This is a genomic window from Bradyrhizobium sp. HKCCYLRH2060, assembly GCF_051168135.1.
Taxonomy (GTDB): Bacteria; Pseudomonadota; Alphaproteobacteria; order Rhizobiales; family Xanthobacteraceae; genus Bradyrhizobium.
The window spans coordinates 1-15,752 of record NZ_JBNPUK010000003.1 but is presented as its reverse complement, the minus strand read 5'-3'; the positions used below and the strand labels follow the sequence as shown (position 1 = coordinate 15,752).

The following is a 15,752-nucleotide window of genomic DNA, read 5'->3' as shown; positions in this document are numbered from 1 at the left end:
TTCGCGAGCAGCTCATCTCGTGTATGTCTGCCCTCCCGCCGCGGCTCGTCCTGCGGTGGGGGATCGTTTTTCGATTGCGGTGGCATAATGTTGGGATTGCTGGAACGCCTGGGGCTGCGTTTCGAGGATGCCGTGGAGGAGCGGCGCTTCGTTGATCAATTCGTCCACGGCAATACCGCCTGGACGCAGATCGCGATGCTGCTCGGCGCCATGACCTTCGCCGGCTACACGTTGTGGGACTGGGTGCTCTATCCCGAGATCGTGCCCACGACGCTTGCGATCCGCGGCGGGACCGCCGTGCTGGTGCTGCTGCCGCTGACGGCGCTGCTGTCGACGCCGGCGCGCCGATGGGCGGAGCCGATCCATCTGGTCTATTGCGTGATCCCCGGCTGCGTGCTGCCGACGATCTACTGGGTGCTGCCGTCGGGCTTCACCTATTCCGCGGCCGGCATGATCATCGTCATCCTGTTCGTGTCCACCATGCTGCCGCTGCGGACCGGCTCCTACGCGATCTTCTGCGCGACGAGCTGGAGCGCGCTGGCGGTCGCCGAGAGTCTCGCGACGGAGCCGCTGCCGCCGGGCCTGCGCTTCATCGATCATTCGCTGGTCGGCAATGCCTGCCTGCTCTCGCTCTATGCGGTCGGGGCGCGGGAGTACCAGGCGCGCAAGCAGTTCCGCACTGCCGAGGCACTGCAGCGGGAGAAGGAGCGCTCCGAGACCTCGCTGCGCGATCTGCATGCCACGCAGGCCCATCTCGTGCAGGCAGAGAAGCTGGCCTCGCTCGGCCAGCTCGTCGCCGGCGTCGGCCATGAGGTCAGCACGCCGCTTGGGCTGGCGCTGACCACGTCGACGGCGATGGAAGGCGACGTCCAGGCGATCACGCGCATGCTTGGCGGCGGCCCGGTGCGGCGCTCGGATCTGGCGCGGGGCGTCGCGCGGCTGCAGCAGGGTCTGCACCTGACGACGCAGAGCCTGCATCGTGCCTCCGAGATGGTCCACAGCTTCAAGCAGGTCGCCGTCGACCAGGCCAACGAGGCGCTGCAGACCTTCGAGTTGCACAGCTGGATGACCGATCACGTCGCCAAGCTCCGCCCGCTGCTGATGCGCCAGGGACTGACGGTCGTGCTGTCCTGCCCGGAGGGCATCGTGCTCACCAGCTATCCCGGCGCACTCGGGCAGGTCATCAGCATCCTCGCCTTCAATGCGGCGACGCATGCCTATCCTGGCGACAGCAGCGGCGTCTTCACCGTGGAGGTCGCACAGCCCAGCGATGAGTCGGTGCGCATCGTCTGCGCCGATCAGGGCGTCGGCATGCGCGACCAGGTGCGCGGCCGGGTGTTCGACCCGTTCTTCACCACGCGCCGCGAGAAGGGCAATGCCGGCCTCGGCCTGCACATCGCCTTCAACCTCGTGGCATCCACGCTCGGCGGCCGCATCGAGCTCGACAGCCGGCCGCAGCAGGGCACGCGCATCACGCTGGACATTCCGCTGATCGGGCCGGGCAAGCCGGCCGAGCTGGAGCTCGCAGCAGCGCAATAATCCCGATGATCAAGCGCATCGAGGCTCGCCGCGGAACTGTCCCCGCGCGATGCATCGCGGCGATCAGGCAAGGAACCGTCGCACCGCTCTGCCGCCGTCACGAACGAGCGATCGCACGAGCAGATGAGAACCTCCCTGTGCCCCGCACGGCCTGCGCTCCAGCATGCGCAGCTGCTCATGCGTCTTGCGGCCGCCGCGCATCAAGGCCAAGGGCGACGGCTCGGGCGCGATGACCGACCTGCAGGAGGACCCGGTCGGCGAGAACATGGTGCTGTCGAACCGCGACAAGACCGAGAGCTCGCGCGAGTGCGGCCAGGACGGCCGCTGCGTCGAGACCGAGCAGTATCAGGACCACAACGACAACAAGGGCCGCGGCTGAGAACGTCGTAACGTGGCGTCGTAGGGTGGGCAAAGGTGCGCCGTGATGTCGCGGATCAATCCGCGCTGTGGCGCGCGCGGTGGCATCACGGCGCGCCTTTGCCCACCCTACATGTCAGATGCGCTCGGCGCTCTAGGCCTTGGCCAGACCGGCGCCGCGGGCGCGCCGGATCGCGTTGGCGGCGATGATGATATGCAGCAGCAGCGACAGGCCGAAGCCAAGCGCATGCTGCGCCGCAGTGGCCGGGATCGTCAGCACGGTGACGAGGCCGAGCGGAATGAACAGGACGATGCCGGTGACGAGGCCAGGATTGTAGCCGCGAAAACGCAGCGCCGGGCCGATATGGCCGAGCGCGTTGACGAGCATCAGATAGGGCGCGACCAGCGCCCAGGCCGGGCCGGCGATCCAGGCGACGTAGAGCGCAATCAGGTCGATGCCCCAGACCGCGCCGCAATTGACCCAAAGCACGTCGCCGGTGGTCAGCGCCTCGCGGCCGCCGAACATCACGTTGTTGACGAAGCTGCGGAAGCGGTCGCCGGTGTGCTCCTCGACCTGGTGGATCATGTAGCCCGGCGAATGCAGGAAGATCAGCAGCAGCGCGAGCGGCCAGTCCGCCGCCAGCAGCGGCACCAACGCCAGCAGCGCCGCGGCCATGAACACGGCGCCGGCAACCCAGTGACGGGTGAGAAGCTCCAGCATCACCTAGTGATGCGCGAGTCGGCTGAACTTGCCAAGCCGGGTTGCCCCGGAGCGACGCCGCCTGCTCCGGGAGGCTGCGGCCTGATGTCCCATCGCAGCCTCCAAACCTTGCGGGGCGCGGCGCGACCTACTTCAGCAGCACCAGGCATTCGCCGGCCGGCGTGGCGTTGGCGCGGGCAGTGTCGCGATCGAACCTTCCGGCCATCACCAGCGGCCTGACACGCTCGACGATGACGTCCTTGACGACGCTGTCCGGGCCGATGGCCGGCGCAGACGCGTCGTAGATCTGCTTCGCCACCGGCGACAGCTTGGCGGCACAGCTGTCGGCGGCGGCGCGGTTGCCGGCCAGCGCGGCCTGCGACAGAAGACATTGGGAGACGGCGATGAATGTGACAAACGGGAATGCGACGCGCAGCATGGCAATCAGTCCTTCGTTCAAATGAGGTTCAGCCCGGCGCAAGCAGGCCCGGTCCGGAGCACATCCACTCATTGTCCGGCCGCCTGCATGCGGGCTCTGATCTAACCCGAGCCGGCAGCAACGCCTACTCGATTTCGCCCGTCCGCCCGCCGAGGTTCAGACCGTGCAGCAAGCTCCTGAAATACTTCGAAAAACCCCGGTGCAGAAGCGCACGCGGCAGACCCTCGACGTGATCTTCGAGGCAACCGCTCAACTTCTGCAGAGCGGCGGCGGCAAGGGCCTGAGCACGAACGCCATCGCCGAGCGCGCGGGCTTCTCGATCGGCACGCTCTACAGCTATTTCAGGGACAAGACCTCACTGTTGCGTGCGCTGGTGCTGCGCGAGTTCGCTCGCCAGGAGGCGGAGTTCGGGGAGGCGCTGGAGGCGCATCGCGGGCTTGGACGCGAGGCGATCGTGCGCGCAGCGGTGCGCCAGGGCTTCGCCCCGTTCGCCGGCCGTCACCGTGTGCGGCGCTATCTGCTCGGCCTGCTGGGCAATGACGCGGAGCTGCAGAAGGCGCTGCACGAGATGGTGGACCGCATGACCGAACGGCTGATCCAGACGGTGGGTTTGCGGAGCGAGGCGATGCCGGCCGCGCGCCGCTTCATCCTGGTCCGCGCTGCGCTGGGCCCGATCCGGGCTGCCCTCATGCGCGAGCATCGCCTCGTCGGCACGCGCGAGCTCGAGGACGAACTGGTGCGGCTGATGCTGTTCCTGCTGGAGCCGGATCCCGCCAGATCGTCATGAGAGCCGTCACGAGGGGCGGTCGGGCTTCGCGGCCGCCAGCCGCTCCGCGAGCTTCCTCAAGGCCTCCTCCGAGGCCGGCCGGCTCTGGAACTCGCGGATCGCGCGCGACAGCTCCTGATCCGACATCGGATGCGCCGGCTGCTTGATGCGGCCGTCGGCGAGGGCAGCTGCGATGGTTTCGATATGCGGCCCCGTGCCACCGAACAATTGGCGGAGCCGGGAGAGGAACGCGATGTGGGGCACGGCTGTTCTCCCGATGCGGCGACCGGCAACTTCGACCGCATCTGCTGAAAGCCACCTTAGTCGGCATCGCCGGCTCCGTCGTCTCATTTGATACAAAACAGCGCCCGGACGGTACAATTTTCATGGATGCGGACCGGATCGTCACCGAGAAGCTCAGGGAGCATTCGAAGCTGACCGGCGAGGACATCGCCGAGATCCGGCATTTCAGCTTCGCTTTGCGCGAGCTTGCCGATCAGGAGGACCTCATCCGCCAGGGCGACGAGCCGGACCGTTCCGTCGTCGTGATCTCCGGATGGGTGGCGCGCTATCACCTGCTGTCCGGCGGCCAGCGGCAGTATCTCTCCTTTCACATGCCGGGCGACTGGCCCGACGCCCAGGCGATCTTCCTCGACCGCATGGATCACGCCGTCTGCGCGATCGGGCCGGCGGTGGTGGCGAGCATTGCGCACAAGGAGCTGACCCGCGCGATCAGCCGGCGGCCGACGCTCGGCTTTGCGATCTGGCGCGAGACGCTGATCGATGCGTCGATCTTCCGCGAGGCCATCACCAACAACAGCGCGCGGAGCAAGCCGGCGCGCATGGCGCACATGTTCTGCGAGCTGTTCTATCGCGCCCGCGCGCTCGGACACGTCCGGGACGATCAGTTGCAGTTGCCGGTCAGCCTGGTGCAGCTCGGCGAGGCGCTGGGCATGGCGATCGCGACGGTCAACCGCACGCTGCTCGAGCTGCGCGCCAGCCGCGCGGTCGATTTCCGCAGCGGCATGCTGACGGTGCACGACTGGACGCGGCTATGCGCGATCGGCGAGTTCGATCCCGGCTATCTGCACCTGAAGAAGCAGCCGCGCTGAGGCACAGGTCTCAGCGCGGCGAAGTACGTGGGCTCGTCGAGCCCACCTCTCGCGCCGCCTCAGGTCAGGCGGCGACCTTGGTGATCAGCTTGACCGCGTAGGCGTAGGGCCCGTTCGGGCTCTTCTCGGCGATCCAGGCGCAATGCCAGTCGGAGCCGTAGCGCAAGCCCGTGTCCCATCCCGAGCCGCCGCCGTGCTCGTTGTCCCACGACCAGGCCTTGCGGTCCTTCTGAGGATCGGAAGGGAAGCTGCTGCCGCTGTAGACGGAGATCTGCCCCTGCTGCGCGCGGAACGGCGCGTTCGTGCTCCACTTGAGCCACAGATTGCCCTGCTCCTCGTAGGACGTGAGCGACCATTGGTAGGTCGCCGAGACGGTCTGCGGATTAGTGCTGGTGGTGGCCGAGGTCTGCTCAATGACTGCCATGATGGTCTCCGTTCAAAATGAGATGAAAAATCTTCACGATACTGGCTGTCCAAAAGACAACCATTGCTTGCATATCCGATGAAACTCGCCTCGGCAACAAGCCTCCCTCGCACAACGGCGTGATCGCGCGGCGGGCGTCGCGTTCAGCCATGGCCGCAGGTCACTGCGCTCAGATGCAGAGACCGATGACCTTGATGCTGAGGTGGCAGTCCTTGCCGGAGGATGCCGGCGGCTTGGCGCCCCAGCGCGTCACCGGCCTGGCGTCGCCCTTCCCGGATCGTGTCGCCGTCTGCGCGACCACGGCCTTGCCCTTGCTCTTCGGAGCGCCCTTCGGCTTCTCGGTGTCGTAGTCGCCCGCGATCACCATCGCCCAATAGGTGCGCTTGCCGCTGGCATTCCTTGCGCTGGCGATGCCGACCTTGGTCGCCTTCGGCAGCAGCAGGTTCTTGCGGTGCCCCGCCGAGTTGATCCACTGCCCCAGCGTCTTGTCGAAATTGTCATAGCCGTAGGCGATGTTCTCGGCGGCGCGGCCGGCCTTCGACGGCGCGACGCGGCGGGTGAAGGGAGCGAGCACCTCGTGGCTGAGATCGTCCTTATCGGCCATCGCGCGCGCCTGCTCCATCGCGATGCGGTCGAGCGTCGCGTCGCGCGTCACGCGGCCTTCGCCATGGGCGAGTCGGAACGCCGAGATCTGATCGGCCGGCGCGGCGTCGCCGGCCCGCGCCGCGGACGCTGCGGTCGTGGCGAACAGCGCCGCGATCAGGAGAGTGCGGAAGCCGCGCAGCATGAGATGAAGCATCGGCATGCTAGTCCACCCTCTCGAGCGCATAGACGTCGATCGTCGGCTCCTCATAGGGATGCGCACTGCGGATCGCCTGGATCACGGACCTCAGCCTGTCCCCGGCGCACACGGCCTCGATGCGCTCCTCCTCGACCGTCTCGAGCCGGCCGACCGCGCCGATCGCCGGGTTGGCGCCGGCGAGCGGGCGAAACCGGCCGGTGCCCTTCGAGGTAAACGAACAATGATCATAGTTGCCGATGCGGCCGGCGCCGGCCTCACCCATCGCGTGGCGCACGGCGTCACCCGCCGCTTCCGGGACATGGACGACGATCTTGTAGGTCTTCATGCGGGCCTGGATCCGGACGTCGATCACACGGCCGTTACCATCGCGGCGCCGCCGGCGCAATTTTCAGCGGCTCACGGGCAGTCACAATCACGCCAACGCCGGCGCCGGTGAGCAGCCATTCCGAAACGCGCCTTGTGCGACGCAGCAAACCCGATATCTATCGGTACTCTCTCCCGCATTCCCAACACCTTGGAAGGCCCGCGCCTTGGCTGATACCAGTGCCGACACCATCGAGATCGTCCGCCACCGGCCGATGGGCTTCACCGAATTCGTCATCGTGGTCGCGGCGATCATGGCGCTCAATCCGCTGGCGATGGACATGATGCTGCCGGCGCTGCCGAACATCGGCGCCTCGTTCCATATCGACGTCGCCAACCGGCTGCAGACGGTGCTGTCGGCGTTCGTCATCGGCTTCGGTCTCGGCCAGTTCGTGATCGGCCCGCTGTCCGACAGCTTCGGCCGGCGCCCGGTGCTGATCGGCGGCATGGTGCTGTACGCGGTCGCCAGCCTGCTCGCGATCGCCGCCCCGACCTTCGAGACGCTGCTGCTGGCGCGCGCGCTGGAAGGCCTCGGCACCGCGGCGACGCGCGTGATCGCGACCTCGATCGTGCGCGACTGCTATGCCGGCCGCCGCATGGCGAGCGTGGTCTCGCTGGCGATGATGGTGTTCATCGCCATTCCCGTGATCGCACCGTCGTTCGGCCAGGCCGTGATGCTGCTGACGCAGTGGCGCGGCATCTTCGTGGTGCTGACCTTGTACGGCATCGTCACCTTGCTGTGGACCGCGATGCGGCTGCCCGAGACGCTGCCCGAGAGCGAGCGCAAGCCGTTCTCGGTCAAGGAGATCATCGCGGCCTTCCGCAACACCCTCACCAACCGCCAGACGCTGGGCTATGCGCTCGCCGCGAGCGGCATCTTCGGCGCCGTGCTCGGCTATGTGCTGTCGTCGCAGCAATTGTTCACCGGCGTCTATCATCTCGGCCGCTACTTCCCGCTCGCCTTCGCGGCGATCGCGGTGACCATCGCTGTCGCCGGCTTCCTCAACGCCCGCCTCGTCGGCCGGCTCGGCATGCGCATGATCTCGCACGGCGCGCTGGTCGGCAGCGTCGTCATCGCGCTGGCCTGTTTCAGCGCGGCGGTTCTCGGCATGCTGCCGCTGTGGCTGTTCATGCTGCTGTCGGCGGGCATGATGTTCACGTTCGGCCTGATGTTCGCGAACTTCACCGCGCTGGCGATGGAGCCGCAGCGCGCCAATGCCGGCACTGCGTCGTCGCTGTACGGCTCGATTACCACCCTGCTCGGCATGGCCGCCGGCGCCGTCGTCGGCCAGGCCTTCGACGGCACCCCGCTGCCGTTCGCCGCGGGCTTCCTGGCCTGCACGTCGAGCGCGCTGGTCATCGTCCTGATCACCGAGAAGGGCCGGCTGTTCCACGGCCATGGCAAGCCGGTCTAGATCTGAGGCACTTGATCGAGACCCGAGCGCCAACCGCGATCTCCTCTCACCTCCGCTCCGTCGGAAGAGGTCGGCGCGTCGCGCCGACCGAGGGGCCCAGTCCCTCGGCACGGAGGCATCCGTCCTTCGCGCAGGCCGCGCGCGTGGTCGCCAACGTCGGCGATGACATGAGCTACGGCATCAAGGCCGGTGCGCCGCGTGACGCCAGAAGCACGGTGACCTTCGTCGCCTGTCCGTTCCAGGCCGACCATCCGGCGCAGCGCGAGGCGCAGCCGCCGTCCTGCCGAATATCGATCGACAATATCGCGCGCGAGCTGGTGCCGCAGATCCGTGCCGCGCTCGGCGTACGCGCCTATATCGACGTGCTCTATCGCGAATATCTTGGCAGCGATCTGACCAGGCCGGCCTGTGGCCGCGTCCATTTCGAATTGCGCAATGTGCCGATCACCGGGACGACGCTGACGGCATGGTCGTGGATCTCGAAAGACTACACATATCAGCAGTTTCCGAGCCTGTTGCCTTGATCATAAAAACGAGATGGCTCGAAAGAAATAGCCTGCGATGCATCCATAAGCGACAACGAACAGAACGGCTTTCAACAGGAACAGGACGTTCATGGGAAGGTCGAGCAGCGGCGTGTGACCGATATCCTTATCCTCTTTGGTGCCTAAGATTTCCTGCTTCCGATAGTACAAGAACCAGATGATCGCTCCCAGGAAATACTGCAGCAGATCAGCCAGTAGACCGGACGCAATAAGAAGGAGCGGCAGCAGAAGCTCGCTCGGAATAGCGGATTGTCCGGCGACCTCCTTTTTGAAGGTCCAAATGATTACAACGCCCGTCAGACCCAGGTGACGACAGATGTCGCTCACCTTGGCGGTATACATCGTGAACGCGTCGCGGTAGCCCTGAAGCTTCATCGCATGTTCGAGGAACGGCTGAAAAGCCTCGCCAGACTAATAAGCTTCGCCTCCTTCGGAGGGGCACTGGGTGCTGCAGCGCCAGTTGAGCTTGTCTTGGCCCTGAGGAATTCTTTCCACCACAATTCCGCGGGGAGCTCGTGTTCCGCCGTTGGCTCTTCCGCTGTGGGCGTCGGTGTGTCGGACTTAGGTTCGTCGGCCATTACACAACCTACAATTGTATTGGAAAATATGGCAGCGTTGCAGAGAAAGTTCAACTGAGATGGGATGCAACGAGCGGGCGAAGTTTCTCCCCCCCGATCAGCGAGTCCTGGTCCTGGCAGTCGCGCAACCGCTGGACCTTGCGTGTCATGTCCAGCACGAGCTGTTCGGCCGCGCGCTGCCAGAGGTGGGCGCGCCCGATGGCTTCTCGCGACGCTGGATGCTGGATGAGTTTGCCGGCCATCCGGAGCGCGCGAGGTCGCACAGGCGCGCTCGCCCAATGGGACAAGCGGACCTCCGCTGCCGCACCGATCCCGCCAATTCTCAGATGCAGGGTCCCTGCCCGCGCTGCGGGCACAGCTTGAGCACGCTCGACAGCGTCAGCAACAGGCGCGCGCTGCGCGTCGTGTTGTCGGGGGCACGGTAGCTGAGCGGCGCGGCGACGCCGAGGTCGGCGCGCCAGTCGTTCGGGAAGGTGAAGCGGATCCCGGCTCCCGCCGAGGTCAGCGCCACGCCGTCCGACGGCCGGAAGCCGTCGTTCCAGGCGAGCCCGGCGTCGAAGAAGCCGTAGAGCTGATAGCTGGTGAGATACTGCCAGTTCGGCTTCTGCTCGAAGCGGACCTCGAACGTGCCGGCGACGCCATTGTCGCCGCTGATCTCGGCGCTGCCATAGCCGCGGCCATAGGCGAGACCGCCAAGATAGAACTGCTGCGAATTGTACAGCGGACCCGAGGCGAGCTGGCCGGCGGCCGCGAGCTTCAGCGACCACGCCTCGGACAACGTCTGATAGCGCGCGAACCAGCCGTTGAAGACCGAGAAGCTCGGCGAGGCGCCCGCGCGCGATGCGAGGGGATCGTCGAGCGGCGTCGCCCCGAACGCGTTCAGGCCCTGCCGGTACGCCGCCGTCAGGTAGCTATCGCCGCCGACATCATCCTTCCAGCGGTAGTCGGCAGTGAAGGTCAGCGTCCTCACGCGATCGCGATACCAGATGCCGAACAGGTCGCGCTCGGTCACGTCGCTGAAGGCGGCCGCGAGATTGAGCTTCAGCGAGGCGCGCTGCGACTGGATCGGCACGAGGCCGCCGCGCAGCTCGAGCGTCTCGGTCACCGTGTTGTCGTTGAACAGCCGTCTCCGGTCGCCCGGCCGCACCTCGCTGTACAGCGCGGAGGCGCCGACATAGGCGCCGTCGGTGCCGACCGGCACCTCATAGGACAGCCGGCCGAAGGCGAGCTGGCGCGGATCTCCCGGCGTCGTCGACAGGTTGGCGGTGAGCGTGTCGCCCGGCAGCAGATAGGAGTTGAAGGCGGCCGTGGCGTAGTTCTGCCAGGGACCGACGGTCGACGAGCCCAGATTGTCGACGCCGGCGAAGCCGTAGACGTGCCAGGTCTGCAGCTCGATCACCAGGCGGAACCGGCCGGTGGTGCCGCCGATCTCCTCCAGCGCGGAATCGACCAGACGGACGCCGCCGCGGCCGTTGATCAGCAGCAACTGCCGCTCCAGCGTCTCCAGCCTGGACGGCTGCTCGGCCAGCACGGGGGCGAGCATCGGCCGGATGCCGAACTCTTCCGCGCCGGCGCCCTTCAAGGTCACCTCGGTGATGCTGCCTTCGAGGATCTGGATCCGCACCCGGCCATCGCGGATGTCCTGCGGCGGTACGATCGCACGGCTGAGATGATAGCCGGCGGCGCGGTACTGATCGCTGATCGCGGTCGTGATCGCGGCGAGGTCGGCCTGCGACACCGGCTTGCCGAGATAGGGCTGATAGCTCGCGGCGAGCTGCTCGGCGGGCAGCGCGGACGCCCCCGTCAGCGTGACGCCGCGCATGGTGAACAAGGGCTTGCGATCGCCGCCGCCCTGGGGCGCGAATTGCGGCGCACGCGGCCGCGGCGGCGGCTGCGTCGACCGCGACTGCTGCTCGTCGAAATAGCGCTCGGTCTGCCGCGGATCGAAGCCCGGCTGGCTGACCTGCTGTGCCTGGGCCGTCGCTGCAAACAGCGATGCGGACAGGGAAATGCCGGCGGCGATCACGGCTCCATGCAGCCGTCGCGAGCCGTGCGGTCCGGCCGCGGCGTCGCGCCAACCCGCAGTCCTCCCAGTTCCGTCGACACAACCAGCGCGCATGCCTCGTTTCTAGTTTGTTAAGGTCAACGAAGCGTAAATGGGCGAGGGCAACACGGCTGCAACTCCTAAGGGTCTCTTGAAACATTTCGATTAGTTTCAAAAGCCGCCAACGATGCGAGTTCGTGCCATGTCATCCAAGCGCTTCCTGATCCCGGGACTGATCGCCGCGTTCCTTTTCGGTGCAATGCCGGCCGCATTCGCGGCCGACGGTGAGCCGTGGCTCGTGAGCAAGTCGTCCGGTGAGGTCTGGGTCACCACCCAGGGCGCAGCGCAGGTGTCGCTCGGTCGCGAGGACCCGCTCAAGCCAGGCGATACGATCCGGACCGGGCCGACCGGCCGCGTCCGCCTGACCCGCGGCGCCGAGACGATCGTGATCGCGCCGAACTCCGAGGTCGGCCTGCCCACCGCGGCCAGGGACGGCATGGCGACCACCATCCTGCAGCGCGCCGGCTCGATCCTGCTCGACGTCGAGAAGCGCAACGTCCAGCATTTCGAGGTCGAGACGCCCTATCTCGCCGCCGTCGTCAAGGGCACGCAGTTCAGCGTCACGATCTCCGGCCGCAGCACCAAGGTCGAGGTCAGCCGCGGCCAGGTGCAGGTGTCGGACTTCAAGACCGGCCAGATCGCCCAGGTGATGCCGGGCCAGGCCGCCACCGCCTTTGCGAGCGGCCGCTCCGGCCTCAGCCTGTCCGGCGCCGGCACCTTCAGCCCGATCGAGCAGGGCCCGCCGCGCGCCTCCACCATCGATCGCGTTCCGGTGCCGCGCGACGGCCTGCAGGCGCCCCGCGAGGCCAAGGGCAGCGTGATCCACGCGCTGAACGTCAACGGCCCGCCCGCGCGTCCGGGCACAACGGTCGCCGCTCAGCGGCATTCCGCGACCGGCTTCGGCAGCGCGAAGCCCGGCGTGGTGCGGATCTCGTCATCGATCGGCGAGGTCAATTTGAACATCCAGAAGGCGACACGCGGCCTCGCCCATGGCGCCCACGCGCCGGCCGCCGGTGGAGGACGAAGCCCCGCCTGGAATGACGCGCGCGGCAACAGCGGCAATGCGACGAGCAACTCGGCGACCGCGAACGGCTCGTCGGGAGATTCCTCAATCGCGGCCGCCGTCACCGCGGCGATCGGTTCGCCGAGCGGATCCGCCAGCGCCAATGCGGCCGGCAATGGCGACGCCGGCAATGGCAACGGTAACGGTGGCAGCCGCGGCAGCAACAATGGCGGAAGTGGCAACGGCAACAACGGCCAGGGCAACAACGGCCAGGGCAACAACGGCAACGGCAACGGCGGCAACGGCAACAGCGGCAACGGCAACAGCGGCAACGGCAACAGCGGAAACAGCGGAAACAGCGGTCACGGCAATAGCGGCAACCATGGCAACGGCAATGCCTACGCTTACGGTCACAACAAGAACTGAGGATCCGCCATCGAGCGTCACGCCGACGTCATGCGTGCTCATGGGGGGAGCGCAGGCCAGCAGGGATCCTGATGGCTCTGTGCGCGGAGCGGGATGAGATTGGGATCGACGTGGCACGCAGTCATTCGAGAGACGGGACGTTCAGGCGGTTCATGCCGCATATTCTGGTCGTCGTTGCGCTGCTGACGGTCGGCCTGTCGGGCGGCCACGAGCTGGTGAGCAACGCCCTCGTCGATCTGCGCTTTCGCCTCGACAACCGCCCCGCCAGCGGCGAGATCGCGGTGGTCGCGATCGACCCGCGCTCGATCGAAGCCATCGGCGTCTGGCCGTGGCCACGGACCCAGCATGCGCGCCTGCTCGAGCAGTTGCAGCGCGCCGGCGTCCGCGACGTCGCCTTCGACGTGGATTTCAGCACACCGTCCGACGCGGCCGGCGATCAGGCGTTCCTGACCGCGCTGCAGAATGCCAAGAGCTCGGTCGTGTTGCCGGCCTTCAGGCAGCTCGATGCGGCCGGGAAGGACACCGCCGTTCACCTCAACCGGCCGCTGCCGCAATTCGAGCAGCTCGCATGGTCGGCCTTCGTGAATATCGAGGTGGCGCGCGATGGCCGCGTCAGAAGCTATGCTTTCGGCGAATATTGCGAGACCGGCGGGGGCAAAACCTTCCTGCAATCCATGGGCGCGTTCCTCGCCGGCAGCGATGCGGTCAAGGACAGCTCCTTCCTGGTCGACTACGGCATCGATCTGTCGTCGCTGCCGCGGGTGTCGTATGTCGACGTCCTCCGTGGCGACGCGGCGGCGCTGGCCCGGATCAAGGACAAGCGGGTGATCGTCGGCGCCACCGCGATCGAGCTCGGCGACTACTACAGCGTGCCGAACGGCCGCGTCCTGCCCGGCGTCATGCTGCAGGCGCTGGCGGCCGAATCGATCATTCAGCACCGCACCCTGCTCTCGACGTCGACGGCGGCCACCCTGGGCGGCCTGCTGCTGATCGTCATCATCATGCTGGCGAGCTGGCGGCACCTCTCGGCGGCGCGGCGCGCGCTGCTGATCGCCATGATCAGCGTCCTGATCGAGGCCGTGGCGCTGCTGCTGCACGACCGCTACGCCCTGGTGCTCGACACCTCGATGCTGCAGATCGCGCTGGTCGCCTATCTCGCGGCCACGGCCCTCGACGAGATCGACTTCCGCGGCCTGCTGCGGCACGTCGCCGAGAGCCGTTTCGAGCGGATCGCGATGTCGATCGGCGACGGGCTGGTCTGTACCGACCGCGACCGGCGCATCACGGTGTGGAATCCGGGCGCGGTCGCGATCTTCGGCTACGGTGCCGACGAGATCATCGGCCAGCCCTTTGCGCGTCTGCGCGCCGACGGCAGCGACACCCATGACCTGTTTCCGCAGCAGGAGGCGGCGCTGCCGGCGACGTTGATGCCCGACGGCTCCACGATCGAGTTCGACGGCCGGCGCAAGGACGGCGAGGTATTTCCGGTCGAGGCGAGCTTCTCCGCCTGGCAGGGCGCCGACGGCCTGCAATATGGCGTGATCCTGCGCGACATCTCGGCGCGCAAGCGCGAGGCCGAGCGCATCCGCTACCTCGCCGAGCACGACACGCTGACCGCGCTGATCAACCGCAACACGCTGCAGAGCGAGCTCGCCGCCATGATCGCGACCGCGGATGCCGCGTCCGACCGCGTGGCGCTGCTGGTGGTCGGGCTCGATGCCTTCCAGCGCATCAACGACATGCTCGGCCACGCCTTCGGCGACAGCGTCTTGCGCGCGGCGGCCGAGCGGCTCCGCACCGAGATCGGCAGCATGGGCCGCGTCGCCCGGCTCAGCGGCGACGAGTTCGCCGTCGCCATTCCCTGCTCCGCCATCGGCGGCACCGTGGCCGAGCTCGCCGATCATCTGTCGCATTTGTTCGAGGCGCCGCTGGACGCGGGCACGCGCCAGCAGCGCGTCAAGGTCACCCTCGGCGTCGCGGTGCATCCCGAGGGCGGGCACTCGGCAGACGAGCTGCTCAGCAATGCCCACCTTGCCCTCTGTCGCGCCAAGACGGACCGGCGGGGCGGCCATGTGCTGTTCGAGAGCGCCATCCGCCACGAGCTCGAGCAGAGATTGACGCTGGAGGCGGAGCTTGCGCTCGCCGTCGAGCGGAACGAATTCGAGCTGTTCTACCAGCCGCAAGTGGAGCTGTTGGACGGCCGCGTGATCGGCGCCGAGGCGCTGATCCGTTGGCGTCACCCGACCCGCGGCCTCGTGCCTCCCGGTGATTTCATTCCGGTCGTCAACACCTCGCATCTTTCCGAGGCGGTTGCGACCTGGGTCATGGCCACCGCCTGCCGGCAGGCGCGGGACTGGCAGCTCGCCGGCCACGACATTCGCGTCGGCGTCAACCTCTCGCCGTCCCAGTTCCAGTCCGGCGACCTCGCGGCCTTCGTCAGCAAGCTGCTCACCTCGACCGGCCTGTCGCCGCGCCTGCTCGAGCTCGAAGTCACCGAGGACATCCTGCTGCACGACGAACCCGGCGTGCTGCAGACGTTCAACCGGCTGCAGGCACTCGGCGTCAGCCTGGTGTTCGACGATTTCGGCACCGGCTATGCAAGCCTGAGCTATCTGAAGAAATTCCCGCTCGACGGGCTCAAGATCGACCGCTCCTTCGTGCGCGACGTGCTGACCCAGGCCGACGACGCGGCCATCGTCGGCTCGACGGTCAGCCTGAGCAAGCAGCTCGGCCTGTCGGTGATCGCCGAGGGCATCGAGAACGCGGCGACGGCCGAGTTCCTGCTGCGGCTCGGCTGCGAGCAGGGACAAGGCTATCACTTCGGCAAGCCGATGCCGGCAGCGGATTTCACGCAGCGGTTCCTGCAGGTGCACGAGGACACACGCCAAGCCGGCGCGGCGTGAGGTGAGATGGCGGGATTGATGCGAGCGGATGGGCCATGCGTGTGCACGCTCGCATCTCTCGCGTGTCGAGCACTAATCCACCGTTATGTCCGGGCGCCCAGTTCAAGGTTGGGCCCATGCGAGCGCCTGACTCACTGATCCATCATGGCCGGGCTTGACCCGGCCATCCAGCTCCTTGAACGGCTTTCCGTTGAAGGGATGGATGCCCGGGTCAAGCCCACGGCTGTCCGGTTCAGACAGACTGGACATGGTGCATGGCGTGGATTCTTCTGCGGT

The 15,752-nt window shown here is 67.1% G+C and carries 17 protein-coding genes; 8 read left to right on the top strand and 9 right to left on the bottom strand.

Features of this window, described 5'->3' with window-relative positions; genetic code table 11:
• Window positions 1-87 precede the first annotated feature (87 nt).
• Both ACQR10_RS07635 and ACQR10_RS07630 read left to right on the top strand, forming a co-directional pair.
• The gene (locus ACQR10_RS07635; protein ID WP_316217034.1) at window positions 88-1,539 is read left to right on the top strand and encodes a sensor histidine kinase; all 1,452 of its coding nucleotides are present in this window, start codon (window positions 88-90) and stop codon (window positions 1,537-1,539) included.
• Window positions 1,540-1,702: 163 nt separating this feature from the next.
• Window positions 1,703-1,918, top strand: a complete 216-nt coding sequence (locus tag ACQR10_RS07630) for a hypothetical protein (RefSeq protein WP_316217035.1) — start codon at window positions 1,703-1,705, stop codon at window positions 1,916-1,918.
• Between the two features lie 132 nt (window positions 1,919-2,050).
• Here ACQR10_RS07630 and ACQR10_RS07625 read toward each other — a convergent pair whose 3' ends face one another.
• Complete coding sequence (locus ACQR10_RS07625; RefSeq protein WP_316217036.1) at window positions 2,051-2,617, bottom strand: HXXEE domain-containing protein; 567 nt, start codon at window positions 2,615-2,617, stop codon at window positions 2,051-2,053.
• Window positions 2,618-2,744: 127 nt separating this feature from the next.
• The gene (locus ACQR10_RS07620; RefSeq protein ID WP_315803776.1) at window positions 2,745-3,035 is read right to left on the bottom strand and encodes a hypothetical protein; all 291 of its coding nucleotides are present in this window, start codon (window positions 3,033-3,035) and stop codon (window positions 2,745-2,747) included.
• Between the two features lie 199 nt (window positions 3,036-3,234).
• On the opposite strand from ACQR10_RS07620, the gene ACQR10_RS07615 reads away from it, so the two are divergent.
• Window positions 3,235-3,822 (top strand): TetR/AcrR family transcriptional regulator, encoded by a 588-nt coding sequence (locus tag ACQR10_RS07615; RefSeq protein WP_315803777.1) that lies wholly within the window; start codon window positions 3,235-3,237, stop codon window positions 3,820-3,822.
• A 6-nt stretch (window positions 3,823-3,828) separates the two neighbouring features.
• Here ACQR10_RS07615 and ACQR10_RS07610 read toward each other — a convergent pair whose 3' ends face one another.
• Complete coding sequence (locus ACQR10_RS07610; RefSeq protein WP_315803778.1) at window positions 3,829-4,065, bottom strand: hypothetical protein; 237 nt, start codon at window positions 4,063-4,065, stop codon at window positions 3,829-3,831.
• A 122-nt stretch (window positions 4,066-4,187) separates the two neighbouring features.
• On the opposite strand from ACQR10_RS07610, the gene ACQR10_RS07605 reads away from it, so the two are divergent.
• Window positions 4,188-4,913 carry a Crp/Fnr family transcriptional regulator gene (locus ACQR10_RS07605; RefSeq protein ID WP_315803779.1) on the top strand — a complete coding sequence of 242 codons (726 nt, stop codon included), beginning with the start codon at window positions 4,188-4,190 and terminating at the stop codon, window positions 4,911-4,913.
• Between the two features lie 64 nt (window positions 4,914-4,977).
• On the opposite strand, the gene ACQR10_RS07600 is transcribed toward ACQR10_RS07605, so the two are convergent.
• The 3 genes from ACQR10_RS07600 to ACQR10_RS07590 all read right to left on the bottom strand — a co-directional run bounded on the left by ACQR10_RS07600 (window position 4,978) and on the right by ACQR10_RS07590 (window position 6,464).
• The gene (locus ACQR10_RS07600; protein WP_315803780.1) at window positions 4,978-5,337 is read right to left on the bottom strand and encodes a hypothetical protein; all 360 of its coding nucleotides are present in this window, start codon (window positions 5,335-5,337) and stop codon (window positions 4,978-4,980) included.
• Between the two features lie 169 nt (window positions 5,338-5,506).
• The gene (locus ACQR10_RS07595; RefSeq protein ID WP_316217037.1) at window positions 5,507-6,142 is read right to left on the bottom strand and encodes a CAP domain-containing protein; all 636 of its coding nucleotides are present in this window, start codon (window positions 6,140-6,142) and stop codon (window positions 5,507-5,509) included.
• A gap of 1 nt (window position 6,143) precedes the next feature.
• Window positions 6,144-6,464 (bottom strand): hypothetical protein, encoded by a 321-nt coding sequence (locus ACQR10_RS07590; protein ID WP_315803782.1) that lies wholly within the window; start codon window positions 6,462-6,464, stop codon window positions 6,144-6,146.
• Window positions 6,465-6,669: 205 nt separating this feature from the next.
• On the opposite strand from ACQR10_RS07590, the gene ACQR10_RS07585 reads away from it, so the two are divergent.
• Window positions 6,670-7,917, top strand: coding sequence for a multidrug effflux MFS transporter (locus tag ACQR10_RS07585; RefSeq protein WP_316217038.1), 1,248 nt, complete (start codon window positions 6,670-6,672; stop codon window positions 7,915-7,917).
• A gap of 11 nt (window positions 7,918-7,928) precedes the next feature.
• Entirely contained in the window at window positions 7,929-8,441 is a 513-nt protein-coding gene (locus ACQR10_RS07580; RefSeq protein WP_316217039.1) for a DUF1833 family protein, read from the top strand.
• On the opposite strand, the gene ACQR10_RS07575 is transcribed toward ACQR10_RS07580, so the two are convergent.
• The 3 genes from ACQR10_RS07575 to ACQR10_RS07565 all read right to left on the bottom strand — a co-directional run bounded on the left by ACQR10_RS07575 (window position 8,442) and on the right by ACQR10_RS07565 (window position 11,159).
• A complete protein-coding gene (locus ACQR10_RS07575; RefSeq protein WP_316217040.1) occupies window positions 8,442-8,837 on the bottom strand; it encodes a hypothetical protein in 396 nt (131 codons plus the stop codon).
• Between the two features lie 253 nt (window positions 8,838-9,090).
• Window positions 9,091-9,282 carry a hypothetical protein gene (locus tag ACQR10_RS07570; RefSeq protein ID WP_316217041.1) on the bottom strand — a complete coding sequence of 64 codons (192 nt, stop codon included), beginning with the start codon at window positions 9,280-9,282 and terminating at the stop codon, window positions 9,091-9,093.
• A gap of 80 nt (window positions 9,283-9,362) precedes the next feature.
• Window positions 9,363-11,159 carry a ShlB/FhaC/HecB family hemolysin secretion/activation protein gene (locus ACQR10_RS07565; RefSeq protein WP_316217042.1) on the bottom strand — a complete coding sequence of 599 codons (1,797 nt, stop codon included), beginning with the start codon at window positions 11,157-11,159 and terminating at the stop codon, window positions 9,363-9,365.
• A 127-nt stretch (window positions 11,160-11,286) separates the two neighbouring features.
• Between ACQR10_RS07565 and ACQR10_RS07560 the strand changes: the two genes are divergently transcribed.
• The gene (locus tag ACQR10_RS07560; protein WP_316217043.1) at window positions 11,287-12,573 is read left to right on the top strand and encodes a FecR family protein; all 1,287 of its coding nucleotides are present in this window, start codon (window positions 11,287-11,289) and stop codon (window positions 12,571-12,573) included.
• 152 nt (window positions 12,574-12,725) lie between these two features.
• On the top strand, window positions 12,726-15,476 hold the full coding sequence (locus ACQR10_RS07555; RefSeq protein ID WP_316217044.1) for an EAL domain-containing protein: 2,751 nt from the start codon (window positions 12,726-12,728) through the stop codon (window positions 15,474-15,476).
• Window positions 15,477-15,752: the final 276 nt, after the last annotated feature.

Excerpts from the sequence above, each read along its gene's own strand:
- ACQR10_RS07635 (WP_316217034.1), top strand. The coding sequence starts at position 88 with ATGTTGGGATTGCTGGAACGCCTGGGGCTGCGTTTCGAGGATGCCGTG.
- ACQR10_RS07630 (WP_316217035.1), top strand. The coding sequence starts at position 1,703 with ATGCGCAGCTGCTCATGCGTCTTGCGGCCGCCGCGCATCAAGGCCAAG.
- ACQR10_RS07625 (WP_316217036.1), bottom strand. The coding sequence starts at position 2,617 with ATGCTGGAGCTTCTCACCCGTCACTGGGTTGCCGGCGCCGTGTTCATG.
- ACQR10_RS07620 (WP_315803776.1), bottom strand. The coding sequence starts at position 3,035 with ATGCTGCGCGTCGCATTCCCGTTTGTCACATTCATCGCCGTCTCCCAA.
- ACQR10_RS07605 (WP_315803779.1), top strand. The coding sequence starts at position 4,188 with ATGGATGCGGACCGGATCGTCACCGAGAAGCTCAGGGAGCATTCGAAG.
- ACQR10_RS07600 (WP_315803780.1), bottom strand. The coding sequence starts at position 5,337 with ATGGCAGTCATTGAGCAGACCTCGGCCACCACCAGCACTAATCCGCAG.
- ACQR10_RS07595 (WP_316217037.1), bottom strand. The coding sequence starts at position 6,142 with ATGCCGATGCTTCATCTCATGCTGCGCGGCTTCCGCACTCTCCTGATC.
- ACQR10_RS07590 (WP_315803782.1), bottom strand. The coding sequence starts at position 6,464 with ATGAAGACCTACAAGATCGTCGTCCATGTCCCGGAAGCGGCGGGTGAC.
- ACQR10_RS07575 (WP_316217040.1), bottom strand. The coding sequence starts at position 8,837 with ATGAAGCTTCAGGGCTACCGCGACGCGTTCACGATGTATACCGCCAAG.
- ACQR10_RS07570 (WP_316217041.1), bottom strand. The coding sequence starts at position 9,282 with ATGGCCGGCAAACTCATCCAGCATCCAGCGTCGCGAGAAGCCATCGGG.
- ACQR10_RS07565 (WP_316217042.1), bottom strand. The coding sequence starts at position 11,159 with ATGCGCGCTGGTTGTGTCGACGGAACTGGGAGGACTGCGGGTTGGCGC.
- ACQR10_RS07560 (WP_316217043.1), top strand. The coding sequence starts at position 11,287 with ATGTCATCCAAGCGCTTCCTGATCCCGGGACTGATCGCCGCGTTCCTT.
- ACQR10_RS07555 (WP_316217044.1), top strand. The coding sequence starts at position 12,726 with ATGCCGCATATTCTGGTCGTCGTTGCGCTGCTGACGGTCGGCCTGTCG.